This window comes from Salmonella sp. SAL4457, assembly GCF_046548235.1.
Taxonomy (GTDB): domain Bacteria; phylum Pseudomonadota; class Gammaproteobacteria; order Enterobacterales; family Enterobacteriaceae; genus Salmonella; species Salmonella enterica.
In genome coordinates, this window is the sequence record NZ_JBGDZO010000004.1 from 275013 (window position 1) to 301785 (window position 26773).

A 26773-nucleotide genomic window follows, 5' to 3' on the forward strand; every position below is an offset into this window, starting at 1 on the left:
GGTTCATTTTCAACTCCGACAAGTTCCCCCTACGCCAGCGTCGTCACGCGTCAGGCGGCAGGCAAACGCCGATCCCGCCAATCCCGCAGTAACCGTATGGATTTTTGTGCAGATACTGTTGGTGTTCATCTTCGGCGTAGTAAAACGGCGTCGCATGGGCGATTTCCGTGGTAATAGGGCGATGGTCTCCGGCGGCGGCCATTGCCGACTGAAAGCGCTCGCGACTGGCGTGAGCGGCGGCATTCTGTTCCGGCGTTAAGGGATAAATCGCAGAACGGTATTGCGTACCGTGATCGTTACCCTGTTGCATCCCCTGCGTCGGATCGTGATTTTCCCAGAAGGTCTGTAAAAGCTGCTCATAACGGATAACGGCAGGATCGTACACTATCCGTACCGCTTCGGCATGACCGGTCTGCCCGGAGCAGACTTCCCGGTAGGTTGGATTAGGCGTGTAACCGCCCGCATACCCTGCCGCGGTGCTATATACGCCGGGCAATTGCCAGAATAAACGTTCTACGCCCCAGAAACAGCCCATAGCGAAGTAGGCGATCTCCATCCCGGCAGGGACATTGGTCATAGAGTGTTCATTTACCGCATGCAGAGTGGCGATCGGCATCGGGGTGTTGCGTCCTGGTAACGCATCTGCTTGAGTAACCAGATGTTTTTTATCAAATAAACTCATGAGCTATTCTCCCGAAAGCGTTAATTGGCGTTAAGGTTGTAACGAGACGCATCTTTGCACACAATAACAACATTAATGTATCTGGATTTAACCATAAGAAATATTTGGGCAGTCGTCTGCTTTTCAATCGAAATTGTTGATTTTATGTTAAGCCGCGGAGCGGTAGTGTGATTTTTTCCAGGGGTGGGAATAGGGGATATTCAGGAGAAAATGTGCCACATATCCGTCAGTTATGTTGGGTTAGCTTACTGTGCCTGAGCAGTTCTGCGGTAGCCGCAAATGTTCGTCTGAAAGTCGAAGGGCTATCCGGAGAGCTGGAAAAAAACGTTCGCGCACAGCTCTCTACGATTCAGAGCGATGAGGTGACGCCGGATCGGCGCTTTCGCGCCCGAGTTGATGATGCGATTCGCGAAGGGCTTAAAGCGTTAGGCTATTACGAACCCACTATCAAATTCGACTTGCTTCCACCGCCTGCGAAAGGACGGCAGGTATTAATCGCCAGGGTTACGCCCGGCCAGCCGGTGTTGATTGGCGGTACAGAAGTCATTTTACGCGGCGGCGCGCGCACGGACAAAGATTATCTGGCCTTACTGAAAACGCGTCCGGCAATCGGCACGGTGCTGAACCAGGGAGACTATGACAATTTTAAAAAGTCGTTAACCAGCGTGTCGCTACGTAAAGGCTATTTCGACAGCGAATTCGTTAAAAGTCAGTTGGGAATTGCTCTGGGCCGTCATCAGGCGTTTTGGGATATTGATTATGATAGCGGTGAGCGCTATCGCTTCGGGCCTGTCACCTTCGAAGGTTCGCAGATTCGTGATGAATATTTACAAAATCTGTTGCCGTTTAAAGAGGGTGATGAGTACGAATCGAAAGATTTGGCGGAACTAAACCGCCGACTTTCCGCTACCGGATGGTTTAATTCTGTCGTGGTGGCGCCGGAATTTGAGAAATCGCGTAAAACAAAAATTCTGCCGTTAAAAGGCGTGGTATCGCCGCGAACCGAAAACACGATTGAAACCGGGGTGGGGTACTCCACCGACGTCGGGCCGCGCGTGAAAGCGTCGTGGAAAAAACCGTGGATGAACTCTTACGGTCATAGCTTGACCACCAGCACCAGTATTTCTGCGCCGGAACAGGTGCTGGATTTTAGTTATAAAATGCCGCTGCTGAAAAACCCGCTGGAGCAATACTATCTGGTACAGGGCGGTTTTAAACGTACCGATTTGAATGATACGGAGCAGGACTCGACCACGCTTGCCGTGTCGCGTTACTGGGACCTTTCCAGCGGTTGGCAGCGGGCGATTAACCTGCGCTGGAGTTTCGACCACTTTACCCAGGGGAACGTCACCAATACCACCATGCTGTTCTACCCGGGCGTGATGATCAGCCGAACCCGCTCGCGAGGGGGACTGATGCCAACCTGGGGCGATTCGCAGCGCTACTCGGTAGACTATTCGAATACGGCCTGGGGTTCCGACGTGGATTTCTCCGTGCTGCAGGCGCAAAACGTCTGGATTCGGACTTTGTACGATCGCCACCGTTTTGTGATGCGCGCCAATTTGGGCTGGATAGAAACCGGTGATTTCGACAAAGTTCCGCCGGATTTACGTTTCTTCGCCGGGGGCGACCGCAGTATTCGCGGCTATAAATACAAATCTATTTCGCCTAAAGATAGCGACGGCAATCTTAAAGGCGCCTCAAAACTGGCAACCGGATCGCTGGAGTACCAGTATAACGTCACCGGCAAATGGTGGGGGGCGGTGTTTGTCGATAGCGGCGAGGCGGTGAGTGATATTCGCCGTAGCGATTTCAAAACCGGGACCGGGGTCGGCGTGCGCTGGGCGTCGCCGGTTGGGCCTGTCAAACTCGATTTTGCCGTACCGGTCGGCGACAAAGACGAACACGGTTTACAGTTTTATATCGGTCTGGGGCCTGAATTATGAGTTTATGGAAGAAAATAAGCCTCGGCGTGTTGATTTTCATTGTGGTGTTACTGGCGAGCGTTGCGTTTCTGGTCGGGACGACGACGGGGCTGCATCTGGTATTCAGTGCGGCGAACCGCTGGGTGCCGGGGCTGGAGATTGGGCAGGTCACCGGCGGCTGGCGGGACTTATCGTTAAAAAATATCCGCTATGAGCAGCCGGGCGTTGCGGTGAATGCGGGCGAAATTCATCTGGCCGTCGGGCTTGATTGCCTGTGGCGCAGTAGCCTGTGCGTCAATGATCTGGCGCTAAAAGACATTAATGTCGCTATCGACAGCAAAAAAATGCCGCCTTCCGAACCGGCGCAAGAAGAGGAAGAAAGCGGACCGCTGAACCTCTCCACCCCCTGGCCCATCACTCTGTCGCGCGTGGCGTTGAATAACATCAATATCAAGATTGATGACACTACCGTTTCGGTGCTGGATTTTACCTCCGGGCTGGCATGGCAGGAGAAAAACCTGACCCTGAAACCGACGCGGCTTCAGGGATTGCTGATCGCGCTGCCGAAGGTCGCTGACGTGGCGCAGGAAGAGGTGGTTGAACCCAAAATCGAGAAACCTCAACCGGATGAAAAGCCGCTTGGCGAAACGCTAAAAGATCTGTTTGCAAAACCGGTAATGCCGGAGATGACCGATGTTCACCTGCCGCTTAATCTGAATATCGAGTCATTTCGCGGCGAGCAGCTACGCATCACCGGCGATACCGATCTGACGGTGCGCACGATGCTGCTTAAAGTCAGCAGTATCGACGGTAATATGAAGCTGGATACGCTGGATATCGACGCCAACCAGGGCACGGTGAAAGCCTCCGGTACGGCGCAGCTCGCCAATAACTGGCCGGTTGATATTACGCTCAACAGTACGCTGAATATCGATCCGCTAAAGGGTGAAAAGATAAAACTCAAGGTCGGCGGCGCGCTACGCGAACAACTGGAGGTCGGGGTGAACCTTTCCGGGCCGATGGATGTCGCGCTTCGCGCCCAGACGCGGCTAGCGGAGGCCGGTTTACCGCTCAATCTTGAAGTCGTCAGCCAACGCATTGCCTGGCCATTGACGGGTGATACCCAGTTTCAGGCTGACGATCTGAAGCTCAAACTGAGCGGTAAGATGACCGACTATACGTTGTCGATGCGAACCGCCGTGAAAGGACAAGATATTCCGCCGGCGACCATCACGCTGGATGCTAAAGGGAATGAGCGGCAGATTAATCTCGATAAACTCACCGTCGCCGCTCTGGAGGGAAAAACCGAACTGAAAGCGCTGGTGGACTGGCAGCAGGCGATTAGCTGGCGTGGCGAACTGACGCTGAATGGCATCAATACCGCTAAAGAGATCCCGGACTGGCCCGCGAAGCTTAACGGCGTCATGAAAACCAAAGGCAGCCTCTACGGCGGCACCTGGCAGATGGATGTCCCGGAGCTCAAGCTGACCGGCAATGTGAAGCAGAACAGCGTTAACGTCAACGGGACGCTAAAGGGCAACAGCTACATGCAGTGGACGATCCCGGGGCTGCACCTTGCGCTGGGCCCAAACAGCGCCGATATAAAAGGCGAGCTTGGTGTTAAGGAGCTGAATCTTGACGCCGCCATCGATGCGCCAGGGCTGGATAATGCGCTGCCAGGGCTGGGGGGCATGGCAAAAGGAATTGTTAAAGTCCGCGGTACGGTAGAAGCGCCGCAGCTGTTGGCGGATATCACCGCCCGCGGCTTGCGCTGGCAGGAGCTGTCTGTCGCCCAGGCGCGCATCGAGGGCGATATTAAATCCACCGATCAGATAGCGGGCCATCTCAACGTTCGCGTAGAGCGGATTTCGCAGCCCGACGTTAACATCAATCTGGTGACGCTTGACGCCAAAGGCAGCGAGAAGCAGCATCAGCTACAGCTCCGTGTTCAGGGAGAACCGGTATCCGGTCAACTCTCCCTGACAGGCAGTTTTGATCGCGAGGCGGCGCGCTGGAAAGGGACGTTAAGCGACACCCGTTTCCAGACGCCAGTGGGGCCATGGTCGTTGACCCGCGCGATTGCGCTGGACTACCGTAATAAAGAACAGAAAATCAGTATCGGGCCGCATTGTTGGCTGAACCCGAACGCCGAGCTGTGCATCCCGCAAACCATTGATGCGGGCGCCGCAGGACGGGCGGTGGTCAATCTCAACCGCTTTGATCTGGCGATGCTGAAGCCATTTATGCCTGATACCACGCAAGCCAGCGGGGTCTTTAGCGGGAAAGCGGACGTGTCGTGGGACACCACCCAGGAGGGATTGCCGCAGGGGAAGGTCACGCTTTCCGGTCGGAATGTGAAGGTCACGCAGACCGTCAATGACGCGCCGTTACCGGTCGCGTTTGAGACGCTGAACCTCAGCGCCGATCTGCACAATAATCGCGCCGAGCTGGGATGGCTGATTCGCCTGACGAACAATGGTCAATTCGATGGCCAGGTGCAGGTAACCGATCCTCAGGGGCGGCGCAATCTCGGCGGTAACGTCAACATGCGCAATCTCAATCTGGCGATGGTCAACCCTGTCTTTTCGCGCGGCGAAAAAGCGGCGGGAATGTTAAACGCCAGGCTACGTCTGGGCGGCGATGTGCAAAGCCCGCAGTTGTTTGGCCAGTTGCAGCTTAGCGCGCTGGATATTGACGGTAACTTTATGCCGTTTGAGATGCAGCCGAGCCAGCTCACCATGAACTTTAGCGGTACGCGTTCGACGCTCGCCGGTATCGTGCGAACACAACAAGGGCAAATTAACCTGAACGGTAACGCCGACTGGAGCCAGATTGACAACTGGCGCGCGCGGGTGACGGCGAAAGGCAGCCGGGTGCGGATTACCGTTCCGCCGATGGTGCGCCTGGATGTCTCGCCGGATGTGGTCTTTGACGCGACGCCTTCGCTGTTCACGTTGGATGGGCGTGTGGACGTTCCGTGGGCGCGAATTGTGGTGCACGACCTGCCAGAGAGTGCGGTTGGCGTCTCCAGCGATGTGGTTATGCTCAATAATGACCTGCAACCAGAAACGCCGCAGACAGCGTCTATTCCCATCAACAGTAATCTGACGGTCCACGTCGGCAACAACGTGCGTATCGACGCCTTCGGGCTTAAAGCGCGTTTGACCGGCGATTTGAAAGTCGCGCAGGATAAGCAGGGGCTGGGGCTGAATGGTCAAATCAATATTCCTGACGGCCGATTCCGCGCCTACGGCCAGGACCTGCTTGTCCGTAAAGGCGAGCTGCTGTTCTCCGGCCCGCCGGATCAGCCGCTGCTCAATATCGAAGCGATCCGTAACCCTGACGCCACCGAAGACGATGTTATTGCGGGCGTGCGCGTCACAGGCACAGCTGATGAACCCAAAGCGGAAATCTTCTCCGATCCGGCGATGCCGCAGGCTGAAGCGCTTTCTTATCTGCTGCGTGGGCAGGGGTTGGACAGCAATCAGAGTGATAGCGCAGCAATGACCTCCATGCTTATTGGCCTGGGGGTTGCGCAAAGTGGTCAGGTTGTGGGTAAAATCGGAGAGACATTCGGTGTAAGTAATCTGGCGCTGGACACGCAAGGGGTGGGCGATTCGTCCCAGGTTGTGGTCAGCGGCTATGTACTGCCGGGTCTACAGGTGAAGTATGGTGTAGGGATATTTGACTCTCTGGCGACGCTCACGTTACGTTATCGCCTGATGCCTAAGCTATATCTGGAAGCAGTGTCTGGCGTAGATCAGGCACTTGATTTGCTCTATCAGTTTGAGTTTTAGCAATGCGAATATTTGTCTATGGCAGTTTACGACAGAAACAAGGCAACAGTCACTGGATGACCAATGCCCAATTGCTTGGCGATTACCGTATCGATAACTACCAGTTGTATAGTCTGGGCCACTATCCAGGCGCAGTTCCGGGAAACGGAGCGGTATACGGTGAAGTTTATCGAATTGATAACGCCACGCTGGCCGAACTTGATGCTTTGCGCACCAGGGGCGGTGAATACGCACGCCAGTTAATCCAGACGCCTTACGGCAGCGCATGGATGTATGTATATCAACGTCCTGTTGATGGGTTAACTCTGATTGAAAGCGGTGACTGGTTAGACAGAAACCAGCCCTGAACTGAACACGCCACCCTCGGGTGGCGTTGTTTTTTACATTCTGGCTGATGGCGTTAACGCCGGGCATGGTGAGCTCTTATTCTGCCGTAAATCAATAATGACGCGCCGCCCAGGATAACAATGCATCCGAGAACCATAAATCCCTGCATATAGCTGCCGGTTGTCCGGTAAAAATAGCCGACCATTAGGCCTGCCAGCGTACCGCCGCCGCCGGCGCCGATGCCATTAATAATACCGGAGGCTGGGCCAATCGCATGGGGTTTAACGTTCGACTGGATAATCGACCAGATATTGGGGGTAAAGCTGGCGGCGTAATAGCCCATCGCCAGGGTAATGAGCGTGATTTTAAAGCCTGGCGCATCGACAAATGGCAGGAGAAATAACATCACGCCGGGGATTAGTAGGCCCAGTGAAGCAATAAGTACACGTTTTTGTGTCTTATCACTGATCCATGAGATAGGGATTGCCAGTATAACCGCAGTCAGATAAGGCAGAGAACTGACCAATGCTTTACTGAATCCGGTATAGCCGAGAGAATTGACAACCATGGGGATCCATAACGTAATTCCCCAGAACAACATCCCTTGAGTAATGTAGGTAAAAATAAGAAGTAGGAAGGGGGTTCCGCCCAGCGATTCCAGGGTAAGCTTAGTTTTCTCTGTTGGCGCCGGCGCACGATAATAAGGCGCTTCTTCCTGTTTTTTCAGCATTGTTATATAAAGTGGAACCACAACAACAATGCCGATCACACCAGTGATAATAAAAACATTTCGCCAACCGAAGGCAGCATCCAGCGGGGACAAAATCATAAATCCCAGTCCTAATGCCAGGAACTGTCCATAATACTGGATAATACTATTCGCCTGCGTCCGTTCTTTGTCTGAAAACCAGTCGCTGGCGAAGCGGGACTGCTGCGGCCAATAAATGCCTTCGGTAATGCCAAGCACCAGCCGACAAATCAAAATAACGTACACTGACGAGGTAAATCCGACAAAAACGGTCGCAATCGACCAGATTAGCACCATCAGAATGACTATTTTTTTCGGATCGTATCGCTGGGTAAATACGCCGCCAAAAATATTTGAAAAGGCATAGCCAATAAGAAATATGGTTAATACAATGCTGGCCGTTGCGCCATCAATATTCAGGTCGTGTGTAATCGTAGGTAACGTAACGGAAAGATTAGAACGGTCAAGATAAGCAACAAAAAGGCCGAACATTAATGTCGCGCCGATCCGTAGCCATTTTTGCATTGAGGTCATTTTTCAACTCCGTTTGGCCGCGCGCCAAAATCAATTTGACGAAATAATATCTCACCGGATTTTATGGTCATTTGTGGTACCAGCACATGCGTCCCCGTGAGCGTTTCACCATGAATATCGGCAAATTCAACATGCCTGTTTTTTAATTTAAAGATGGCGATATCGGCAAATGCCCCAGGGGCCAGCGTACCAATTTCTGCTGCCATGCCCAATAAAACTGCTGGGGTATGGGTACAGGCGTTAATGACATCGGTAAGCGCGACGCCGAGTGCTAAATATTTCGATAAAATCCATGGTAAGGCGTAAACAGGCCAGGCGAGTTTAGTGATGGTTGAGAGATCGCTACTGATGATATCCGGAAGAAAGCCATTGGCGATGGCCCGGCGTGCCGTGTTCATTGAAAAATGGCTGCGACCATTGGCGGCATCAAATATAACGCCTCGTTCTCTTGCCTGACGGACTTCGGCTAAGACAGCGCCTTCATCAGTAAGAATGGTGCTACCTTTGCCGTGAAACGCATGAGCGATAATATCGCCGCGGCGTAGCAAGGAGACAAGTTCTTTCATGGGAACGACGGGATGAGTCGAGTGTATTGCCACGGGACACTTTAAATCGTTGGCAATACGAAGGGATTCAGTCAGCGGTTTTAAGCCATATTCAGCAATGTCCTCAGTCTGAACCTTGAGTTTTAATCCCTGAAGAACGTTGCGATACTGACGAAACAGCGCGTGGATCTTATTTTCATCAATATTGTCAGGATCATAATTTTCTTGTGACCAGGTTTGGCCCGGCGGCGACACGGTCAGAAACGCTTTGATTCGAACTTTGCTGGCGCAAATCACCGTTCGGTAGAAGGCATCAAAGTTTGCCGTACCGGCAGAACCTGCATCCACGACGGTGGTGACGCCATTCGGCGGCATATACATATCAGGCCTGACGCCGCCTTCCGTCGCGTCATAAAAAACATGCGCGTGATAATCGATAAGACCGGGAGTGACGATCATGCCGTCGGCATGGATAATCCGGGTCTCCGAAGTTACAGGATATTTATCGGCATCAACGATAATATCGTTAATGATGCGTAAATTGTTAATCTCATTAATATTACGAGCGGGATCGATGATATGTCCACCGGTAATTAATATATCATTTTTCATCATAATCTCTTAAAATAGTAAATAATTATGGCAGCCCTTAAAAATATATTAAAAAGTGTGTTTTGAGCGGATGTTATGTTGGATTAAAAATACAATTATTGGTAGGGAGAGCTTAGGATACCTTATTAAAAAGGTAATCGGGCTTATGCACTAAATAAGACTTTAGCGCTTGCTAATATTTAGGGCGTAAGTCCATGGGAGTCTGGGGGCATTCACAAAACAATTATTATCTTAAGCTTTTTAGAGAAACCGTGAGCGTATTCAACCCTTTTTAATAAAAAATCAGGTAAAGTATTATTCATTCCGTGAATATTAAATTAATAATGATAAAAATTGTGTTCTATTCATTAGCCAATAAAAAGGCCCTCATTACTATGAGAGCCTTTATCTTGACGCTTATGTAAAAGCGAACTTATTTCTTCGCTGCGCGTTCGAAGGAGGCAACGATTTCCGCTTTAGCCGCTTCGGCGTTGTCCCAACCGTCAACTTTCACCCATTTGCCTTTTTCGAGATCTTTATAATGCTCGAAGAAATGAGTGATCTGCGCTTTCAGCAGTTCCGGCAGATCGTTCACATCTTTAATGTGATCGTACTCTTTGCTCAGTTTGGTGTGCGGTACGGCAACCAGTTTCGCATCTTCACCGGATTCGTCGGTCATTTTCAGTACGCCAACCGGACGGCAACGGATGACGGCGCCTGGCTGCAGCGGGTACGGCGTCGGGACCAGAACGTCTACCGGGTCGCCGTCCAGAGACAGGGTATGGTTGATGTAACCGTAGTTGCACGGATAGAACATCGCGGTGGACATGAAGCGGTCAACGAACAGCGCGCCGCTCTCTTTGTCAACTTCGTATTTGATCGGATCTGCGTTAGCCGGGATCTCGATAACGACGTAGATATCTTCCGGCAGTTCTTTACCCGCCGGGACGTTGAGTAAGCTCATGTCTGTTTCCTTTGAATTTATGACAAACAAGTGGCGAGTATTATAGCCAACTCACGCCGAAAGTCTTCGCTTGTTTTCGTTTCCGCCTCATCTGGCGCGTCGTTGCGGAGCATGAACGCCAAAGGTTAAGAACCGGAAAAATCACGTGTCTGATAAGGCAACGCCGCCATTGGACATGTTATTGCCCAATGGCGGCTTCATGCGTTATTCCGCATGGTGGTAAAGATTACGCGTCCGGGTATTCGCGGATAAAGCGTTCCACATCGTCAACCATATGGCGGTTGCCGACGAAGAACGAGCGGCGCTGGTGCAGGCTTTCCGGAATGATATCCAGAATACGTTCTTTACCATCGCTTGCTTTGCCGCCGGCCTGTTCCGCGAGAAACGCCATCGGGTTGCACTCATACAGCAGACGCAGTTTTCCCTGCGGATGGCTGGCGGTGCTGGGGTAGAGATAGATGCCGCCTTTCAGCAGGTTGCGGTGGAAATCGGCCACCAGAGAGCCAATGTAACGTGAGGTATAAGGGCGACTTGTTGAACTATCCTCTTCCTGGCAGAATTTGATGTACTTCTTCACGCCATTCGGGAACTTAATGTAGTTGCCTTCGTTAATGGAGTATGTTTTACCCTTTTCCGGGAAACGCATACGTTCCTGGCACAGACAGAACACGCCCAACGACGGATCGTAGGTGAAAGCGTGTACGCCGCAGCCGGTGGTGTAAACCAGCATGGTGGACGAGCCATACACGACATATCCCGCAGCGACCTGTTTGTTGCCGGGTTGCAGGAAATCTTCTTCGGTGACCGGCGTGCCGACAGGCGTCACGCGGCGATAAATCGAGAAAATCGTACCGACAGAGACGTTAACGTCGATGTTAGAAGAGCCATCCAGAGGGTCCATCAGCACCACATATTTCGCGTGTTCGCAGCCTTCAAAGACGACAATTTCGTCCTCTTCTTCCGATGCGATGCCCGCTACAATATCGCGCGCTTTTAGTGCAGCTTTCAGTTTCTCGTTCGCGAACAGATCGAGTTTCTGCTGAACCTCGCCCTGTACGTTCTCAGCACCGCTGGCACCCAGGATATCGACCAGACCGGCCTTGTTGATATCGCGGTGGATGATCTTGGCGCCCAATTTTATTGCCGACAGCAAAGCAGTGAGCTCACCGGTAGCCTGAGAGAACTCGTGCTGCTTTTCGACAATAAATTCACCTAACGTTTTCATAACACTTTCCCTGCAATTGATTGGAGTAAAGCGACCGTAACAATCTTAACAAACATTTCAGATGATGCGCTCAGGTGAATCGCGCCAGCAAAGTACAGATTTACCTGAAATGCGTTTCTCACTTGCCAGACATGTGCGTAAAATGGCTCGCAGATAAAAAAAGGATAGTGACGTATGCGCATTCATATTTTGGGAATTTGTGGCACTTTCATGGGGGGGCTGGCGATGCTGGCTCGCTCGCTTGGTCATGAAGTAACGGGTTCGGACGCCAATGTGTATCCGCCGATGAGTACCTTACTTGAGAAGCAAGGCATTGATCTGATCCAGGGTTATGACGCCAGCCAGCTCGATCCGCAGCCGGATCTGGTGATTATCGGCAATGCGATGACGCGCGGGAATCCGTGCGTGGAAGCGGTGCTGGAAAAAAACATTCCCTTTATGTCTGGTCCACAGTGGCTGCACGACTTTGTGTTGCGCGACCGCTGGGTACTGGCGGTCGCCGGTACCCACGGCAAAACCACGACCGCAGGCATGGCGACCTGGATACTGGAAGCGTGCGGGTACAAACCGGGCTTCGTGATCGGCGGCGTACCGGGCAACTTTGAGGTTTCCGCGCGCCTGGGCGAGAGCCCGTTCTTTGTTATCGAAGCGGATGAGTACGACTGCGCGTTCTTTGATAAACGTTCTAAATTTGTGCATTACTGCCCGCGGACGCTGATCCTCAACAACCTTGAGTTTGATCATGCCGACATCTTCGACGATCTGAAAGCGATCCAGAAGCAGTTCCACCATCTGGTGCGCATCGTGCCGGGGCAGGGGCGCATCATCTGGCCGGAAAACGACATCAACCTGAAACAGACCATGGCGCTGGGCTGCTGGAGCGAGCAGGAGCTGGTGGGCGAGCAGGGACACTGGCAGGCGAAGAAGCTGACTACGGATGCTTCCGAGTGGGAAGTGTGGCTGGACGGCGAAAAAGTCGGCGATGTGAAATGGGGCCTGGTCGGCGAACATAACATGCACAACGGGCTGATGGCGATTGCCGCCGCGCGCCACGTGGGCGTCGCGCCCACAGAAGCGGCCAGCGCGCTGGGGTCATTTATTAACGCCCGCCGCCGTCTGGAGCTACGCGGCGAAGCGAACGGCGTGACGGTATATGACGATTTTGCTCACCACCCGACGGCAATTCTGGCCACGCTGGCGGCGTTGCGCGGTAAAGTGGGCGGCACCGCGCGCATTATCGCAGTGCTGGAGCCGCGTTCTAACACGATGAAGATGGGGTTATGCAAGGATGACCTGGCGCCGTCGTTAGGGCGTGCGGATGAAGTGTTCCTGCTGCAGCCGCCGCATATTCCGTGGCAGGTTTCAGAAGTGGCGGACGCCTGCGTACAGCCTGCTCACTGGAGTGGCGATGTCGATACGCTGGCGGAAATGGTGGTGAAAACCGCACAGCCTGGCGATCACATCCTGGTGATGAGCAACGGCGGTTTCGGCGGCATCCATCAGAAATTGCTGGATGGGCTGGCGAAAAAAGCACTGGTTGTGGAGTAAAAAATGCCCGGTGGCGCTGCGCTTACCGGGCCTACAATACGTACATTCCCGTAGGCCGGATAAGGCGCCAGCGCCGCCATCCGGCAGACGCTATCAACGTGTAAAATTACCCTTCGTTTTCCGCCAGCTCGCGCAGATACTGGAAAATCTGACGCGCTGATTTCGGCGGTTTGTTGCCTTCTTTCTCTTTCTTCGCATTGCGGATCAATGAACGAAGCTGTTGACGATCGGCGTGCGGCCACAGGGTCAGTACTTCGGCTACCGCGTCATCGCCTTCGACGATCAGACGATCGCGCAGATGCTCAAGCTTGTGAAACAGCACCACCTGCTGATTATGGCGGTTCTTCAGCTTGTCCAGCGCCTGGCGAATAGGTTCAACGTCGCGTTGGCGCAGCATTTTTCCGATAAGCTGCAACTGGCGGCGGCGTCCTTCCATTTTGATACGCTGGGCCAGTTCAATGGCGTCGCGCAGATCGGCGTCCAGCGGGATCTTATCCAGCGCGTTTTTCCCCAGATCCACCAGTTCCGCGCCCAGGCGTTTTAATTCCTCGGCATCGCGTTTAATTTCACTTTTACTGACCCAGATAATTTCATCGTCTTCGTCTTCGATGTCATCACCGGGAACGTCGTCGAGCCAGTCTTCGGGCTGCTTTGTCATGTCAGGCTCCTTAAAAAAAGAGGCTAATATTACCAGTTAAGATGCGCACTGAAAAACGGTTCTCTGTTAGACTTCAGAGAAACTCTCTCTACATTATGGCATTTGCAATGAAAGTAATCTCACAAGTTGAAGCGCAGCGTAAGATTCTGGAAGAAGCAGTTTCGACAGCGCTGGAGTTAGCCTCAGGCAAATCGGATGGGGCGGAAGTCGCCGTCAGCAAGACCACCGGCATTAGCGTCAGCACCCGTTATGGTGAAGTAGAGAATGTCGAATTTAATAGCGACGGCGCGCTGGGTATTACGGTGTATCACCAGAACCGCAAAGGCAGCGCCTCTTCGACAGATTTAAGCCCGCAGGCGATTGCCCGTACCGTGCAGGCCGCGCTGGATATCGCGCGTTACACGTCGCCGGACCCGTGCGCAGGCGTGGCGGACAAAGAACTGCTGGCGTTTGACGCGCCGGATCTGGACTTGTTCCACCCGGCAGAGGTTACGCCAGACGAAGCCATTGAACTGGCCGCGCGTGCGGAGCAGGCTTCTCTAAAGGCGGATAAACGCATCACCAATACCGAAGGCGGGAGCTTTAACAGCCATTACGGCATTAAAGTGTTCGGCAACAGCCACGGCATGTTGCAGGGATATTGCTCCACGCGCCATTCGCTCTCAAGCTGCGTCATCGCCGAAGAGAACGGCGATATGGAGCGTGATTACGCTTACACCATCGGTCGGGCAATGGCGGATCTGCAAGCGCCGGAATGGGTCGGGGCCGAGTGCGCGCGCCGCACCTTATCCCGCCTGTCGCCGCGCAAGCTCTCCACCATGAAAGCGCCGGTCATTTTCGCCAATGAAGTGGCGACAGGGCTATTTGGTCATCTGGTCGGGGCGATTGCCGGCGGCGCGGTATACCGTAAATCCACTTTTCTGCTCGACTCGCTGGGCAAACAAATTCTGCCGGAATGGTTAACCATCGAAGAACACCCGCATCTGCTAAAAGGGCTGGCGTCTTCACCGTTCGACAGCGAAGGCGTGCGTACGGAGCGCCGGGACATTGTGAAGGATGGCGTACTGACGCAATGGTTGCTGACCAACTATTCCGCCCGCAAACTGGGGCTGAAAAGTACCGGTCATGCCGGCGGCATTCATAACTGGCGTATCGCCGGGCAGGGGCTGAACTTTGAGCAGTTGCTAAAAGAGATGGGCACCGGCCTGGTGGTGACGGAACTGATGGGCCAGGGCGTCAGAGGTATTACCGGCGACTACTCCCGCGGCGCTGCGGGATTCTGGGTTGAAAATGGTGAAATCCAGTACCCGGTAAGTGAAATTACCATTGCCGGTAATTTAAAAGAGATGTGGCGTAATATTGTCACCGTAGGCGATGATATTGAAAAGCGCAGTAATATACAATGTGGTTCGGTATTGTTACCGGAGATGAAAATCGCCGGACAATAATACCCGTCATACTTCAGGCTGCAGGCGCGTTGGCTGCCTGCAACCCGAATTATTCAGGGTATTACACTTATCGTTAATAATAAAAAAGGAAGTGAGCAATGCGTAAAAGCCTGTTAGCTATTCTTGCTGTGTCATCGCTGGTATTCGGTTCGGCTGTTTTTGCTGCCGATCTTGAAGATAATATGGATATTCTCAATGATAACCTGAAAGTTGTTGAGAAAACGGATAGTGCCCCTGAACTGAAAGCGGCATTAACCAAAATGCGCGCGGCCGCGCTGGATGCCCAAAAAGCTACGCCGCCAAAGCTGGAAGATAAAGCGCCGGATAGCCCGGAAATGAAGGATTTTCGTCACGGTTTTGACATTCTGGTCGGCCAAATTGATGGCGCGCTGAAGCTGGCGAACGAAGGTAACGTTAAGGAAGCGAAAGCGGCGGCGGAAGCGCTAAAAACCACCCGCAATACGTATCATAAAAAGTATCGTTAATTTTTGTGGGATGGCGGCTTCGCTTTATCCGTAGGTCGCCATCCGGCAAACTGTAATACCCATCACACTTTCTCACTTTATACGACAACGTCATTGTTTCGCCATTTCCTCTTTATGCCGCGATAGATCTCACACTTTCCCGGCGATAATTCATTAATGCCGCCTTTTCTGTGGCGCAGATCACCTATCCCACTCGCGTTTCCACTTCGAGGTGGAAAATAACTCGCTACAAACTTTTAACCCTTGCCGCTAGTTTTATCTCATTGCCATTAACGGGGTGAGACGCGTGGATAACGGAGCAGTAAAACACGATGCCGGTGAGCGAATTAACGAACTGGCTGAACAGGTGTTAACGCAGGTGGATGGCCTGCTGGGGCGACATCACATTGTCCCCAATGCGGTACAGACGCAAATGCTGACCTCGCACGTTCGCGCGATGGCGCACCGGTCAATTACCGGCGAGCCTTTACCGGAAGTCGATGCCAGCTTGTTTGATGAAATCTCAGCCGAATCAATGGCGCTCGCCCGCGAAATCGTGGCGGCGTTTGGCAACCTTCCTGACGAAGAAGCCTGGCTATTATCGGTACATTTTGAAGTCGCGAAAGACAACCTCTAAGGAGCAAAAAATGGAACAGATTACCGTCGTGATTGGCGATCGCCTGGGTAAAGGCCAGAAAGTGGCGGCAGGCGTGGAAAAAGCGGGCGGTCGCGCGGTCGTCGTACCGGGCGTCGCGGCAGACATGAAGCTGGGCGATGTGATGAAAGCGGAAAACGCCACCTTCGGCATTTCATTTTGTGGCAGCGGCGGCGCGGGCGCTATCACCGCGCAAAACAAGCATGGCTACAAAGCCAAATATGGAATGCGGTCAGTGGATGAAGGCGTCACCGCTATCAATGAAGGCTGCAACGTGTTGGGTTTCGGCTTTATGGATAAAGAAGAGCTCGGCGAGCGCCTGGTGCAGGCGTGGCAAAAGAAATACGGCGTCTGATGATGAAAGAGCAATTCACCACCACGGTGAGAGTAAAAGGCAAGGGCGACGCCAAAGCACGCGCCTTTGCCGATGCGCTGAACCATGTTCAGTCGGCGGTGATGAGAGAGTCGCCGTATATCTTACTGCGTATTGAGCCACAGGATGTGCGGATTGTTCAGGCGCATGAGTCGGTGCGTAAAGAGGCCTTTCTGTTTTTCTTTTTGCGCCGGGAACGACGCACTTACAGCGTGGAGCTGGATGTGACCGTCAACGTGACCGCCATCAATCTCGACAGGGTGGATTTCGTCGCGAAACGCTGATTTTTATTAAAAAGGCATAGTTATGTTCCTGATAATACTAATTAAATCGCTCATTATCGGCGCGCTGGTCGGCGTAGGGGTGGGCGCTGGGGCTGCACGCATGTTTCACGCGCCAACCACGCAGGGGATGGGCGCGTTCCGTACGTTGGGCGAACTCAACTCTTGTGAAGGCGACCCGGCATCTCACTTCTCCTTTGGACTGGGTTTCTTCTTTAACGCCTGGGCGTCGTCTGTGGCGGCCGGATCGTTCACCCAGGATGTCGATCACCGCATCATCCCTAACTGGGGCGCGGCGGCGCTAATGATCAAAAACCGTAACGTCGGCGAGACGCTGCACGACCCGAAAAAAATGGCGATCGCCTGCGCCGTCATCGGCATGATCGTCGTGACGTTCCTTAACCTGACTGCCTCATCCGTGCCAGAAGCGCTACAGGTGACGGCGGTTAAGGTGCTGGTACCGGCGGCAAACCTGCTGGTCAACATCGTCATGCCTGTGATCTTCTGGTTAGCGGCGATCGACGCTGGTAAAAAATCGGGCTTCTGGGCCACCGTTTTCGGCGGCGCGGCGCAGCTCATCATGGGGAACGCCGTACCGGGGCTGGTACTGGGTATTTTGATCGGCAAAGGCGTAGAAGAGAGCGGCTGGAACCATGTCACCAAAGTGATGATGGTCGCCATCGTTTTGCTGTTTGTGTTGAGCGGCTTCTTCCGCGGCTTCGACATGAAAATGATCGAGTCTTTCAACATGACGGTACCGAACTGGCTTGAACTGATCCACAACTCGCTCAGCGGCAAATAACGGAGGCCACAATGGAAGAGAATAAAGGTTTTTGGTATGCCGACTGGTCGTTCCCGATCTTTGTTGGCCTGCTCTCCTCCGGCGTTTTCGCCGGGACGCATATGTACTATCTGTACGGCATCGGCGCATTTAACGAAGTCGCTTTTGTGGCGATGTTGAAAGCGGGGATGGATACCGGCGTCTACGGCGCGGTCGCCGCTTTCGGCGCCAGCTTTTTATTTGCCCGCATTATCGAAGGTTCGCTGGTCGGAATTCTGGATATCGGCGGGGCAATTCAGACCGGCGTGGGCTTAGGGGTTCCGGCGTTACTGCTGGGGGCTGGCTTTGTCTTCCCGGTGGCGAACTTTATCGCTTCGCTGATAACCGGTCTGGTGATTGGTCTGGCGATTGGCTACATCATTATTCTGGCGCGTAAGTTCACCATTAATCAGAGCGACTCCACGTACGGGGCGGACGTCATGATGGGGGCCGGTAACACTTCAGGCCGTTTTCTGGGGCCGTTGATTATCCTCAGCGCCATGACGGCATCGATTCCCATTGGTCTGGGCTCTCTGGTGGGCGCGCTGCTGTTTTATATCTGGCAGAAGCCGATTACCGGCGGCGCGATTTTAGGCGCGATGATCCTCGGTTCCATCTTCCCGATTGCGATTAGCTAACTGTTGATTTGTAGGCCGGATAAGGCGGTTGCGCCGCCATCCGGCAAAGGAGAGAGCGATGTTTGATTTACTCCTGCGCCATGCGCGTCTGGTCGATGACACGCTGACTAATATTGCCCTGCAAGATGGCAAAATCGCGGCGTTGGGTGACGTTGATGGTCCGGCGCTGAAAACCATTGACCTGCGCGGCGAGTGTTACGTTAGCGCGGGTTGGATTGATTCTCACGTTCACTGCTACCCAAAATCGCCGATTTATCACGACGAACCGGACAGCGTGGGTATTGCCACTGGCGTTACCACAGTGGTGGATGCAGGCAGCACTGGCGCAGACGACATTGATGATTTCTATGCTCTGACGCGTCAGGCGACCACCGACGTTTATGCGCTGCTGAATGTTTCACGTGTTGGGCTTATTGCCCAAAACGAGCTGGCTAACATGGCCAATATTGACGCCGATGCGGTCCGGCAGGCGGTAAAACGCCATCCGGATTTTATCGTCGGCCTCAAGGCGCGGATGAGCAGCAGCGTGGTAGGCGTTAACGGCATCACGCCGCTGGAACGCGCTAAAGCCATGCAGCAAGAAAACGGCAACCTGCCGTTGATGGTGCATATTGGCAATAACCCGCCGGATCTGGACGAAATCGCGGAGCGTCTGACGGCGGGCGATATCATTACCCATTGTTACAACGGTAAGCCGAACCGTATTCTGACGCCGGAAGGCGAGCTGCGCGCCTCGGTGACACGAGCGCTGGCGCGCGGCGCGCGTCTGGACGTTGGACATGGTACCGCCAGCCTGAGCTTTGCGGTGGCGAAACGCGCCATTAGCCTGGGGATTTTACCGCATACCATCAGTTCCGATATCTACTGCCGTAACCGCATCAATGGCCCGGTGCATTCGCTGGCTAATGTGATGTCGAAATTCCTCACCATCGGCATGTCGCTGCCGCAGGTCATTGCGTGCGTGACGGCCAATGCCGCCGATAGCCTGAATCTGAAAACCAAAGGTCGTCTTCAGCCGGGTCTGGATGCCGACCTGACCCTCTTTACGCTTAAACGCCAGCCCACCGTGTTGGTAGACGCGGAAAACGACAGCTTACAGGCTGAAGAATTGCTGACGCCGCTTGCCGCGATACGCGCAGGCAAGGGCTATATGACCGAACAAGGGAGCGCGGAACATGCCTTCGATTTTTGAGAAGTATCAATTAAAACAGGTGATTAACGCCTCCGGACGTATGACGGCGCTCGGCGTCTCTACGCCGCGCCCGGAAGTGGTAGACGCGGCGATGGCCGGAATGAATCAGTATTTCGAGATGAAAGATCTGGTGAATAAAACCGGCGAGTACATTGCGAAATTGCTGGAGGTGGAAGGGGCGACGGTAGTCTCCTGCGCCAGTGCGGGCCTTGCCCAGTCGGTTGCCGCGGTACTGGTTCAGGACAGCGACTGGTTGCTGGAAAACCTGCACGTTACACCGATTGAAAATAACGAAATCGTCCTGCCAAAGGGCCACAACGTCAATTTTGGCGCGCCGGTGGGAACGATGGTGGCGCTGGGCGGCGGCAAACTGGTGGAAGCCGGTTACGCCAACGAATGTTCCGCCGCGCAGTTGGCGGCGGCCATTACGCCGCGCACGGCGGCTATTCTCTATATCAAATCTCACCACTGTGTACAGAAAAGTATGCTCAGCGTGGAGCAGGCTGCGGTGGTGGCGCGCACGCATAATCTGCCGCTGATTGTGGACGCGGCGGCGGAAGAAGATTTGCAGTGCTACTACCGCGTGGGCGCAGATCTCGTTATCTATAGCGGCGCAAAAGCGATTGAAGGGCCGACCAGCGGGCTGGTGATTGGCAAAACACAGTATGTTGAGTGGGTAAAACGTCAGTCAGCGGGCATTGGCCGGGCGATGAAGGTCGGCAAAGAGGGAATTGTTGGCCTGACCTGCGCCATTGAATTGTACCTGCGGGCGCAAAAAGAGAGCGGCGCGGAGATGGTAGAAAAAATGGCGCCCTTTATCGACACGTTGAACACGTTTAACGGCGTCAGCGCCCGCGTGGTGTGGGACAGCGCCGGACGCGACATCGCGCGCACGGAAATTAAGTTTGATGAAGCCGTTACCGGCATCGCCACTGGCGACCTGGTCGACGCACTGAAGCAAGGGGAATACGCGATTTACTTTCGCGGATACAAAGCCAACGAAGGGATTATTGAAGCGGATGTCCGCAGCGTCGATCGCGCGCAGTTAGCGATTGTGGCGCGTCGTATTGGCGAGGTGATTAATCAGGAGAAACAAGCATGAAACTGACCCCTAACTTTTACCGCGATCGCGTTTGCCTGAACGTACTGGCCGGTTCGAAAGATAACGCCCGGGAAATCTACGCGGCGGCGGAAGGTCATGTGCTGGTTGGCGTGCTCTCCAAAAACTATCCGGATGTGGCAAGCGCAGTCGCGGATATGCGTGAATATGCGGCGCTTATCGACAATGCGCTCTCCGTGGGGCTGGGGGCGGGCGATCCTAACCAGTCGGCGATGGTGAGCGAAATCTCGCGTCAGGTACAGCCGCAGCATGTCAACCAGGTGTTTACCGGCGTAGGGGCCAGCCGGGCGCTGCTGGGGCAAAACGAGACGGTGGTGAACGGTCTTGTCTCGCCGACCGGCACGCCGGGACGGGTGAAAATTTCCACCGGCCCGCTAAGCAGCCGCGCGCCGGACGGCATCGTACCCATAGAAACGGCGATTGCGCTGCTCAAAGATATGGGCGGCAGCTCCGTTAAATACTTTCCGATGGGAGGACTCACCTGTCGCGACGAGTATAAAGCGGTGGCTGACGCCTGCGCCCGCCATGATTTCTGGCTGGAACCGACGGGCGGCATCGATCTGGAAAACTTCGCCGAGATTCTGCACATCGCCCTTGATGCAGGTGTAAGCAAAATCATTCCTCACATTTATAGTTCGATTATTGATAAGGTGAGCGGCAACACCCGTGCGGACGATGTGCGTCAGTTACTCGCTATCGTCCGGTCGCGTGTCGGCTAATCATGAGGAGAGAGACGTGCGATTCCCCAACCAACGTTTAGCGCAGCTATTTGCGATGCTGCAAAACGAGACGCTGCCGCAGGATGAGCTGGCGCAGCGGTTGTCGGTCTCCACGCGTACCGTTCGGGCGGATATCGCCGCGCTGAACATGTTGCTGACGCCGCATGGCGCGCAATTTACTCTCAGCCGCGGCAACGGGTATCAGCTCAAAATTGATGATCCGGCACGTTATCAATCCCTGCAAACGCAGCAATCTCCCGCCCTGGCGCGCGGTCCGCGCACCAGCCAGGAGCGGATACACTACTTGCTGGCGCGTTTTTTAACCTCCGCCTTCTCGCTGAAGCTGGAGGATTTAGCAGATGAATGGTTTGTCAGCCGTGCGACGTTGCAGAACGATATGGCGGACGTACGCGAGCATTTGCTGCGTTATCATCTGACGCTGGAAACGCGTCCGCGTCATGGCATGAAATTGTTTGGCGGAGAGATGGCGATTCGCGCCTGTCTGACCGACCTTTTATGGACGCTGGCGCAGCAGGAGCCCTCCCATCCGTTAATTGTTAGTACCACGCTGAACACCGAGGTGTCTCAACGGCTGCAGTCTCTTTTGCCGGATATTTTCTCTCATTGTCAAATCCGCCTGACCGATGAGAGCGAGCTGTTTCTACGTTTATACTGCGCGGTGGCGGTACGGCGTATTCGCGAGGGGTATCCGTTATCGGAATGTGTGGCGGAGGAGGTCGATGAAAAGGTGCGCCATGCGGCGCATGAGATTGCGGAGCTACTACAACAGCTGGCCGACAAGCCGCTGTCGGAGCCGGAAGTAAGCTGGCTGAAGGTGCATATTGCCGCCCGCCAGGTACAGGAAATTGCCCCCAGCGCCATTAATGCCGATGATGAAGAGGCGCTGGTGCGCTATATCCTCAATTTTATTAATACCCAGTACAACTATAACCTGTTGAATGATAAACAGCTCCACGCGGACTTGCTGACCCACATCAAAACGATGATCACCCGCGTGCGCTACCAGATCATGATCCCCAACCCACTACTGGAAAATATTAAGCAGCACTATCCGATGGCGTGGGATATGACGTTGGCGGCGATATCGAGTTGGGGAAAATACACGCCGTATACCATTAGCGAAAACGAAATCGGTTTTCTGGTGCTGCATATTGGCGTTGGGCTGGAACGTAGTTACAACATTGGCTACCAGCGGCAGCCGCAGGTACTGCTGGTGTGCGATGCTGGTAATGCGATGGTGCGGATGATTGAAGCGGTACTGGCGCGGAAATACCCGCAGATTGAGATTGCCCGCACTCTGACACTACGCGACTATGAGGCGCGGGACAGTATTGTGGAGGATTTTGTGATTTCCACGGCGCGGATCGGCGAAAAAGATAAACCGGTTATCATGATCGCCCCCTTTCCTACCGACTATCAATTGGAGCAGATCGGTAAGCTGGTGCTGGTGGACAGAACCCGTCCGTGGATGCTGGATAAATATTTCGATGCCTCGCATTTTCGCATCGTGGAGGGGGAAATAGATCAACAGACGCTGTTTAAAACGCTGTGCGATCAGTTGCACGAGGAAGGCTTTGTTGATGCGGCGTTTCTCGATTCGGTTATTGAACGTGAAGCTATCGTCAGTACGTTATTAGGCGACGGGATTGCCTTGCCGCACGCGCTGGGGCTGCTGGCGAAGAAAACGGTGGTTTATACGGTGCTCGCGCCGCAGGGGATTGCCTGGGGTGACGAAACGGCGCACGTTATTTTTTTACTCGCCATCAGCAAAAGTGAATATGAAGAGGCGATGGCCCTCTACGATATTTTCGTCACTTTCCTGCGCGAACGCGCCATGACGCGCCTCTGCGCATGTCAGAATTTTACGCAATTTAAAACGGTCGCGATGGAGTGCGTGAGTCGTTTTTGAGAGGCGTTATCCAGAATTCGATGTAATGCGAATGTAATGCTAAACTGCATTACACATTCGATTCTACTGGAGGCATAATGGCCACGCTGAACGTCCGTCTGGATGACAAACTCAAAAATGAGGCTTATGCCGTGCTGGAAAAACTGAACATTACTCCAACGGAAGCCGTGCGATTACTGTTCCAGTACGTCGCGGAAACGGGGCGCATGCCAGTGAAAACCGTCACTCTTAGCGACAGTGAAGATGCATTGATTCAGACAGTTCGGGAGAGGCTGTCTAGTCCGCAAAAGGGAATCAAGGTTAGTCTGGATGACTTATGAACTGGAATTCGACCCGAGGGCCTTAAAAGAGTGGCATAAGCTGGGCGATACGATGAAGGCTCAGCTTAAGAAAAAGTTGGCTGATGTGCTATTGAACCCCAGAATCGACTCTGCCCGTTTAAACGGTCTTCCTGACTGCTATAAAATTAAGCTTAAATCGTCCGGTTATCGTCTGGTGTACCAGGTTCGGGATGAAGTTGTGATTGTGTTTGTTGTTGCGGTCGGCAAGCGAGAACATTCAGCCGTCTATCACGATGCAAACAAACGGCTTTAGCGATCAACGCAAATGATGCACTACCTGGTTGCTGCTACCGCGCCAGATAAGCGCCGGGTCTTTCAGATCCTGCACAAATTTGCCATCGACCAGCACGTTGATGAGATTGACCACCTGCATCTGTGCGGCGTTGAGTTCATCGAGCTTGTAGCCGGTCCACACCCAGATATCTTTCCCCGGGCACTCCGCGTGGATGCGTTGTACCAGTGCCAGGATATCCGGTACGTTTTGCGGATGCAGCGGATCGCCGCCCGACAGCGAGATCCCCTGACGGTGAATGCGCGTGTCGTTCAGATCGGCAATGATCTTATCTTCCATCTCTTTGGTAAACGGCTGGCCGGAGTTCAGCCGCCAGGTGCTTTTGTTATAGCAGCCAGGGCATTCATGCACGCACCCTGACACAAACAGGGTGCAGCGGGTGCCGGGGCCGTTAACGATGTCTACGGGGTAGTATTGGTGAAAGTTCATGTTTCCTCGTTGCATTTGGCGCTGTAGCGGCGTTGGCCGCTCTCGCTTACCCAGGTCACTTACTTATGTAAGCTCCCTGGGATTCGTTCGTTTGCCGCCTTGCTACAACACCAACTGCTTAGAGGAAACTCATGAAATTGGAACTATAGCCAGCGGTTATAGGCCGGATAAGGTGTTTACACCGCCATCCGGCATTTACGCATTGCAAACGGAGGATTAACCTATCTGCCCATTGCCTAAATGCTTCACGCGGCGCTTCACTTCTTCCTGCTTACCGGCGTTAAACGGACGCGCGTCCGGGCTGCCTAAATAACCGCACACGCGACGGGTAACCGAGACGCGCGCGGCGTCGTGGTTGCCGCATTTCGGGCAGGTGAAACCTTTACTGGTACATTCGAACTCGCCGGTAAAGCCGCACTCGTAGCATTCATCGATCGGCGTGTTGGTGCCGTAATAGGGTACATGCTGATAGCTGTAATCCCAGACATCTTCCAGCGCTTTCAGGTTGTGCTGAATGTTCGGGTATTCGCCGTAGCAAATGAAACCCCCGTTCGCCAGCGGCGGATACGGCGCTTCGAAATCGATTTTGTCGTACGGGTTGACCTTCTTCTCCACGTCGAGGTGGAAGCTGTTGGTGTAGTAACCTTTATCGGTTACGCCCGGCACTACGCCGAACTCGGCGGTATCCAGACGGCAGAAGCGGTCACAGAGGTTTTCACTTGGCGTGCTGTACAGGCTAAAGCCGTAGCCGGTCTCGTTTTTCCACTGATCCACGGCCTGGCGCAGACGCTCCACAATCGCGATGCCTTTAGCGCGAAGTTGCTCGCTGTCGTACAGGTGTTCGCCGCCGAACAGCGCGTTAATGGTTTCATGGATACCAATGTAGCCCAGAGAGATGGACGCACGACCATTTTTAAAGATTTCAGACACGTCGTCGTCCGCTTTCAGCCGCACGCCGCAGGCGCCTTCCATATACAGGATAGGCGCGACGCGGGCTTTCACGCCTTCAAGGCGGGCGATACGGGTCATCAGCGCCTTCCGCGCCAGCGCCAGACGTTCATCCAGCAGTTTCCAGAATGCGGTTTCGTCGCCTTTTGCTTCCAGCGCGATGCGCGGCAGGTTAAGGCTAATCACGCCCAGGTTGTTACGCCCGTCGTGGATCTGTTCGCCGTTTTCGTTCTCCCACACGCCGAGGAAGCTGCGGCAGCCCATTGGCGTTTTGAACGAACCGGTGACTTTGACCACCTGATCGTAGTTGAGAATGTCCGGATACATGCGCTTGCTCGCGCACTCCAGCGCCAGTTGTTTAATGTCGTAGTTCGGATCGCCAAACTTGTGGTTCAAACCGTCGCGGATAGCGAAGACCAGTTTCGGGAACACGGCGGTTTTGCGATTTTTACCCAGACCGGCGATACGGTTACGCAAAATAGACGCCTGGATCAGACGCGACTCCCAACTGGTGCCGAGGCCAAAACCAAAGGTCACGAAAGGCGTCTGGCCGTTAGCGGTGTGCAGCGTGTTAACTTCGTATTCCAGCGACTGGAAGGCGTCGTAGCACTCTTTTTCGGTGCGAGAACGCGCATATCCTTCGGCATCAGGAATCTGCCACTCATCGGCGGTTTTGCGGTGCTTGTTATAGCTTTCGGTGACAAACGGCGCCAGCACTTCGTCGATACGGTTAATGGTGGTGCCGCCATAAATATGGCTGGCGACCTGCGCGATAATCTGCGCGGTAACGGCAGTGGCGGTAGAGATAGATTTTGGCGGTTCGATCTCGGCGTTACCCATCTTAAAGCCCTGGGTCAACATGCCTTTCAGGTCGATCAACATACAGTTGAACATCGGGAAGAACGGCGAATAGTCGAGATCGTGATAGTGGATATCGCCGCGCTCATGCGCTTGTACTACGTCACGCGGCAACAGGTGCTGGCGGGCATAGTGTTTGGCGACAATCCCGGCCAGCAAATCGCGCTGGGTGGGAATGACTTTACTGTCTTTGTTGGCGTTTTCATTGAGCAACGCGGAGTTGGTTTGCTCTACCAGGCCGCGAATTTCCTGGTTCAGACGACCACGCTTTTCACGCTGAATGTCGCGATCGTGACGGTATTCGATGTAGGCGCGGGCAAGCTGTTTGTACGGGCCGGACATCAGTTGGTTTTCAACCGCAGTTTGGATCTCGTTAATATCCACCTGACTGCGCGCGTTCATTTGGCTGCTAACGACTTCTGCGACGGTGGCACAGTAATCTGCGTCATCGACTCCCGCTGCTTTAGCTGCACGTAGAATGGCTTCCTTAATGCGCTCTGATTTGAATGGCACTTTACAGCCATCTCGTTTCATCACATGCGGTGTCATGATCACTCCATATTTGTAAGAACAGGTTATCCACAGAGGCTGGGGAAGCCATAACAGGTTTATTCATCTCTTTTCCAACGACTTCCCGCAATCCTGACCCAGGTTATCCACAATTCACCTTGTGTCGAGTGAACAGGTGTTGTAGCAATTGTAGTCAATTAATACAACATAT

The 26773-nt window shown here is 53.7% G+C and carries 25 protein-coding genes; 17 read left to right on the plus strand and 8 right to left on the minus strand.

Annotated features, from left to right (window positions below):
- Nucleotides 1–43: 43 nt before the first annotated feature.
- Nucleotides 44–682 (minus strand): peptide-methionine (S)-S-oxide reductase MsrA, encoded by a 639-nt coding sequence (gene msrA / locus ACLJNW_RS15080; protein ID WP_000051467.1) that lies wholly within the window; start codon nucleotides 680–682, stop codon nucleotides 44–46.
- Nucleotides 683–894: 212 nt separating this feature from the next.
- Between msrA and tamA the strand changes: the two genes are divergently transcribed.
- Genes tamA through ACLJNW_RS15095 form a run of 3 tightly spaced genes read left to right on the plus strand, consistent with a single transcriptional unit; the run spans nucleotide 895 to nucleotide 6751 of the window.
- Nucleotides 895–2628 carry an autotransporter assembly complex protein TamA gene (gene tamA, locus ACLJNW_RS15085; protein WP_001120237.1) on the plus strand — a complete coding sequence of 578 codons (1734 nt, stop codon included), beginning with the start codon at nucleotides 895–897 and terminating at the stop codon, nucleotides 2626–2628.
- A complete protein-coding gene (gene tamB, locus ACLJNW_RS15090) occupies nucleotides 2625–6404 on the plus strand; it encodes an autotransporter assembly complex protein TamB (RefSeq protein ID WP_001748752.1) in 3780 nt (1259 codons plus the stop codon). Before tamA ends, tamB begins: the two co-directional genes overlap by 4 nt.
- Before the next feature lie 2 nt (nucleotides 6405–6406).
- The gene (locus tag ACLJNW_RS15095) at nucleotides 6407–6751 is read left to right on the plus strand and encodes a gamma-glutamylcyclotransferase (protein ID WP_001219167.1); all 345 of its coding nucleotides are present in this window, start codon (nucleotides 6407–6409) and stop codon (nucleotides 6749–6751) included.
- Between the two features lie 53 nt (nucleotides 6752–6804).
- On the opposite strand, the gene ACLJNW_RS15100 is transcribed toward ACLJNW_RS15095, so the two are convergent.
- The 4 genes from ACLJNW_RS15100 to fbp form a co-directional block, all read right to left on the minus strand.
- Nucleotides 6805–8013 carry an MFS transporter gene (locus ACLJNW_RS15100; RefSeq protein ID WP_000203131.1) on the minus strand — a complete coding sequence of 403 codons (1209 nt, stop codon included), beginning with the start codon at nucleotides 8011–8013 and terminating at the stop codon, nucleotides 6805–6807.
- Nucleotides 8010–9173, minus strand: a complete 1164-nt coding sequence (locus ACLJNW_RS15105) for a metallo-dependent hydrolase (RefSeq protein WP_023200846.1) — start codon at nucleotides 9171–9173, stop codon at nucleotides 8010–8012. The genes ACLJNW_RS15100 and ACLJNW_RS15105 overlap by 4 nt, the downstream gene beginning before the upstream one ends.
- Before the next feature lie 409 nt (nucleotides 9174–9582).
- A complete protein-coding gene (gene ppa, locus ACLJNW_RS15110) occupies nucleotides 9583–10113 on the minus strand; it encodes an inorganic diphosphatase (protein WP_000055079.1) in 531 nt (176 codons plus the stop codon).
- A 226-nt stretch (nucleotides 10114–10339) separates the two neighbouring features.
- Nucleotides 10340–11338, minus strand: coding sequence for a class 1 fructose-bisphosphatase (fbp, locus tag ACLJNW_RS15115; RefSeq protein WP_000853764.1), 999 nt, complete (start codon nucleotides 11336–11338; stop codon nucleotides 10340–10342).
- 174 nt (nucleotides 11339–11512) lie between these two features.
- Between fbp and mpl the strand changes: the two genes are divergently transcribed.
- On the plus strand, nucleotides 11513–12886 hold the full coding sequence (gene mpl / locus ACLJNW_RS15120) for a UDP-N-acetylmuramate:L-alanyl-gamma-D-glutamyl-meso-diaminopimelate ligase (RefSeq protein WP_023204840.1): 1374 nt from the start codon (nucleotides 11513–11515) through the stop codon (nucleotides 12884–12886).
- A 106-nt stretch (nucleotides 12887–12992) separates the two neighbouring features.
- On the opposite strand, the gene yjgA is transcribed toward mpl, so the two are convergent.
- On the minus strand, nucleotides 12993–13544 hold the full coding sequence (gene yjgA, locus ACLJNW_RS15125) for a ribosome biogenesis factor YjgA (RefSeq protein ID WP_000166287.1): 552 nt from the start codon (nucleotides 13542–13544) through the stop codon (nucleotides 12993–12995).
- Between the two features lie 95 nt (nucleotides 13545–13639).
- Here yjgA and pmbA point away from each other — a divergent pair, with 95 nt between their 5' ends.
- From pmbA to ACLJNW_RS15190, 13 genes are all read left to right on the plus strand, one after another.
- The gene (gene pmbA, locus ACLJNW_RS15130; RefSeq protein WP_038804090.1) at nucleotides 13640–14992 is read left to right on the plus strand and encodes a metalloprotease PmbA; all 1353 of its coding nucleotides are present in this window, start codon (nucleotides 13640–13642) and stop codon (nucleotides 14990–14992) included.
- Between the two features lie 98 nt (nucleotides 14993–15090).
- Entirely contained in the window at nucleotides 15091–15477 is a 387-nt protein-coding gene (gene cybC, locus ACLJNW_RS15135) for a cytochrome b562 (protein WP_001232231.1), read from the plus strand.
- 277 nt (nucleotides 15478–15754) lie between these two features.
- The gene (locus ACLJNW_RS15140; protein ID WP_001255103.1) at nucleotides 15755–16093 is read left to right on the plus strand and encodes a glycine dehydrogenase; all 339 of its coding nucleotides are present in this window, start codon (nucleotides 15755–15757) and stop codon (nucleotides 16091–16093) included.
- A gap of 10 nt (nucleotides 16094–16103) precedes the next feature.
- Entirely contained in the window at nucleotides 16104–16466 is a 363-nt protein-coding gene (locus ACLJNW_RS15145) for an SFCGS family glycine-rich protein (protein WP_000435390.1), read from the plus strand.
- Nucleotides 16466–16768, plus strand: a complete 303-nt coding sequence (locus tag ACLJNW_RS15150; protein ID WP_000975187.1) for a DUF4312 family protein — start codon at nucleotides 16466–16468, stop codon at nucleotides 16766–16768. Before ACLJNW_RS15145 ends, ACLJNW_RS15150 begins: the two co-directional genes overlap by 1 nt.
- Before the next feature lie 22 nt (nucleotides 16769–16790).
- A complete protein-coding gene (locus ACLJNW_RS15155) occupies nucleotides 16791–17567 on the plus strand; it encodes a DUF4311 domain-containing protein (RefSeq protein WP_000478578.1) in 777 nt (258 codons plus the stop codon).
- Nucleotides 17568–17578: 11 nt separating this feature from the next.
- On the plus strand, nucleotides 17579–18223 hold the full coding sequence (locus ACLJNW_RS15160) for a DUF4310 family protein (protein ID WP_000392127.1): 645 nt from the start codon (nucleotides 17579–17581) through the stop codon (nucleotides 18221–18223).
- A gap of 58 nt (nucleotides 18224–18281) precedes the next feature.
- Entirely contained in the window at nucleotides 18282–19415 is a 1134-nt protein-coding gene (locus tag ACLJNW_RS15165; protein ID WP_023204843.1) for an amidohydrolase/deacetylase family metallohydrolase, read from the plus strand.
- Nucleotides 19399–20517: a DgaE family pyridoxal phosphate-dependent ammonia lyase gene (locus tag ACLJNW_RS15170; RefSeq protein WP_001139193.1), complete on the plus strand. Its 1119-nt coding sequence runs from the start codon at nucleotides 19399–19401 to the stop codon at nucleotides 20515–20517. Before ACLJNW_RS15165 ends, ACLJNW_RS15170 begins: the two co-directional genes overlap by 17 nt.
- Nucleotides 20514–21254, plus strand: coding sequence for a 2-dehydro-3-deoxy-phosphogluconate aldolase (gene dagF / locus ACLJNW_RS15175; protein ID WP_000779259.1), 741 nt, complete (start codon nucleotides 20514–20516; stop codon nucleotides 21252–21254). Before ACLJNW_RS15170 ends, dagF begins: the two co-directional genes overlap by 4 nt.
- Nucleotides 21255–21270: 16 nt before the next feature.
- Complete coding sequence (locus tag ACLJNW_RS15180; protein ID WP_024154833.1) at nucleotides 21271–23184, plus strand: BglG family transcription antiterminator; 1914 nt, start codon at nucleotides 21271–21273, stop codon at nucleotides 23182–23184.
- A gap of 77 nt (nucleotides 23185–23261) precedes the next feature.
- Nucleotides 23262–23504, plus strand: a complete 243-nt coding sequence (locus ACLJNW_RS15185) for a type II toxin-antitoxin system RelB/DinJ family antitoxin (RefSeq protein ID WP_000212724.1) — start codon at nucleotides 23262–23264, stop codon at nucleotides 23502–23504.
- Nucleotides 23494–23778, plus strand: coding sequence for a type II toxin-antitoxin system RelE family toxin (locus ACLJNW_RS15190; protein WP_000220573.1), 285 nt, complete (start codon nucleotides 23494–23496; stop codon nucleotides 23776–23778). The genes ACLJNW_RS15185 and ACLJNW_RS15190 overlap by 11 nt, the downstream gene beginning before the upstream one ends.
- A 3-nt stretch (nucleotides 23779–23781) precedes the next feature.
- Here ACLJNW_RS15190 and nrdG read toward each other — a convergent pair whose 3' ends face one another.
- Both nrdG and nrdD read right to left on the minus strand, forming a co-directional pair.
- Nucleotides 23782–24246: an anaerobic ribonucleoside-triphosphate reductase-activating protein gene (gene nrdG, locus ACLJNW_RS15195; protein WP_001009174.1), complete on the minus strand. Its 465-nt coding sequence runs from the start codon at nucleotides 24244–24246 to the stop codon at nucleotides 23782–23784.
- 216 nt (nucleotides 24247–24462) lie between these two features.
- The gene (gene nrdD / locus ACLJNW_RS15200) at nucleotides 24463–26601 is read right to left on the minus strand and encodes an anaerobic ribonucleoside-triphosphate reductase (RefSeq protein WP_000187822.1); all 2139 of its coding nucleotides are present in this window, start codon (nucleotides 26599–26601) and stop codon (nucleotides 24463–24465) included.
- Between the last annotated feature and the right edge of the window lie 172 nt (nucleotides 26602–26773).

Bases quoted from the DNA above. Each gene is read 5' to 3' on its own strand.
- msrA (WP_000051467.1), bottom strand. From the start codon at position 682: ATGAGTTTATTTGATAAAAAACATCTGGTTACTCAAGCAGATGCGTTA.
- tamB (WP_001748752.1), top strand. From the start codon at position 2,625: ATGAGTTTATGGAAGAAAATAAGCCTCGGCGTGTTGATTTTCATTGTG.
- ACLJNW_RS15095 (WP_001219167.1), top strand. From the start codon at position 6,407: ATGCGAATATTTGTCTATGGCAGTTTACGACAGAAACAAGGCAACAGT.
- ACLJNW_RS15100 (WP_000203131.1), bottom strand. From the start codon at position 8,013: ATGACCTCAATGCAAAAATGGCTACGGATCGGCGCGACATTAATGTTC.
- ACLJNW_RS15105 (WP_023200846.1), bottom strand. From the start codon at position 9,173: ATGATGAAAAATGATATATTAATTACCGGTGGACATATCATCGATCCC.
- ppa (WP_000055079.1), bottom strand. From the start codon at position 10,113: ATGAGCTTACTCAACGTCCCGGCGGGTAAAGAACTGCCGGAAGATATC.
- fbp (WP_000853764.1), bottom strand. From the start codon at position 11,338: ATGAAAACGTTAGGTGAATTTATTGTCGAAAAGCAGCACGAGTTCTCT.
- mpl (WP_023204840.1), top strand. From the start codon at position 11,513: ATGCGCATTCATATTTTGGGAATTTGTGGCACTTTCATGGGGGGGCTG.
- yjgA (WP_000166287.1), bottom strand. From the start codon at position 13,544: ATGACAAAGCAGCCCGAAGACTGGCTCGACGACGTTCCCGGTGATGAC.
- pmbA (WP_038804090.1), top strand. From the start codon at position 13,640: ATGGCATTTGCAATGAAAGTAATCTCACAAGTTGAAGCGCAGCGTAAG.
- cybC (WP_001232231.1), top strand. From the start codon at position 15,091: ATGCGTAAAAGCCTGTTAGCTATTCTTGCTGTGTCATCGCTGGTATTC.
- ACLJNW_RS15145 (WP_000435390.1), top strand. From the start codon at position 16,104: ATGGAACAGATTACCGTCGTGATTGGCGATCGCCTGGGTAAAGGCCAG.
- ACLJNW_RS15150 (WP_000975187.1), top strand. From the start codon at position 16,466: ATGATGAAAGAGCAATTCACCACCACGGTGAGAGTAAAAGGCAAGGGC.
- ACLJNW_RS15155 (WP_000478578.1), top strand. From the start codon at position 16,791: ATGTTCCTGATAATACTAATTAAATCGCTCATTATCGGCGCGCTGGTC.
- ACLJNW_RS15160 (WP_000392127.1), top strand. From the start codon at position 17,579: ATGGAAGAGAATAAAGGTTTTTGGTATGCCGACTGGTCGTTCCCGATC.
- ACLJNW_RS15165 (WP_023204843.1), top strand. From the start codon at position 18,282: ATGTTTGATTTACTCCTGCGCCATGCGCGTCTGGTCGATGACACGCTG.
- ACLJNW_RS15170 (WP_001139193.1), top strand. From the start codon at position 19,399: ATGCCTTCGATTTTTGAGAAGTATCAATTAAAACAGGTGATTAACGCC.
- dagF (WP_000779259.1), top strand. From the start codon at position 20,514: ATGAAACTGACCCCTAACTTTTACCGCGATCGCGTTTGCCTGAACGTA.
- ACLJNW_RS15185 (WP_000212724.1), top strand. From the start codon at position 23,262: ATGGCCACGCTGAACGTCCGTCTGGATGACAAACTCAAAAATGAGGCT.
- ACLJNW_RS15190 (WP_000220573.1), top strand. From the start codon at position 23,494: ATGACTTATGAACTGGAATTCGACCCGAGGGCCTTAAAAGAGTGGCAT.
- nrdG (WP_001009174.1), bottom strand. From the start codon at position 24,246: ATGAACTTTCACCAATACTACCCCGTAGACATCGTTAACGGCCCCGGC.
- nrdD (WP_000187822.1), bottom strand. From the start codon at position 26,601: ATGACACCGCATGTGATGAAACGAGATGGCTGTAAAGTGCCATTCAAA.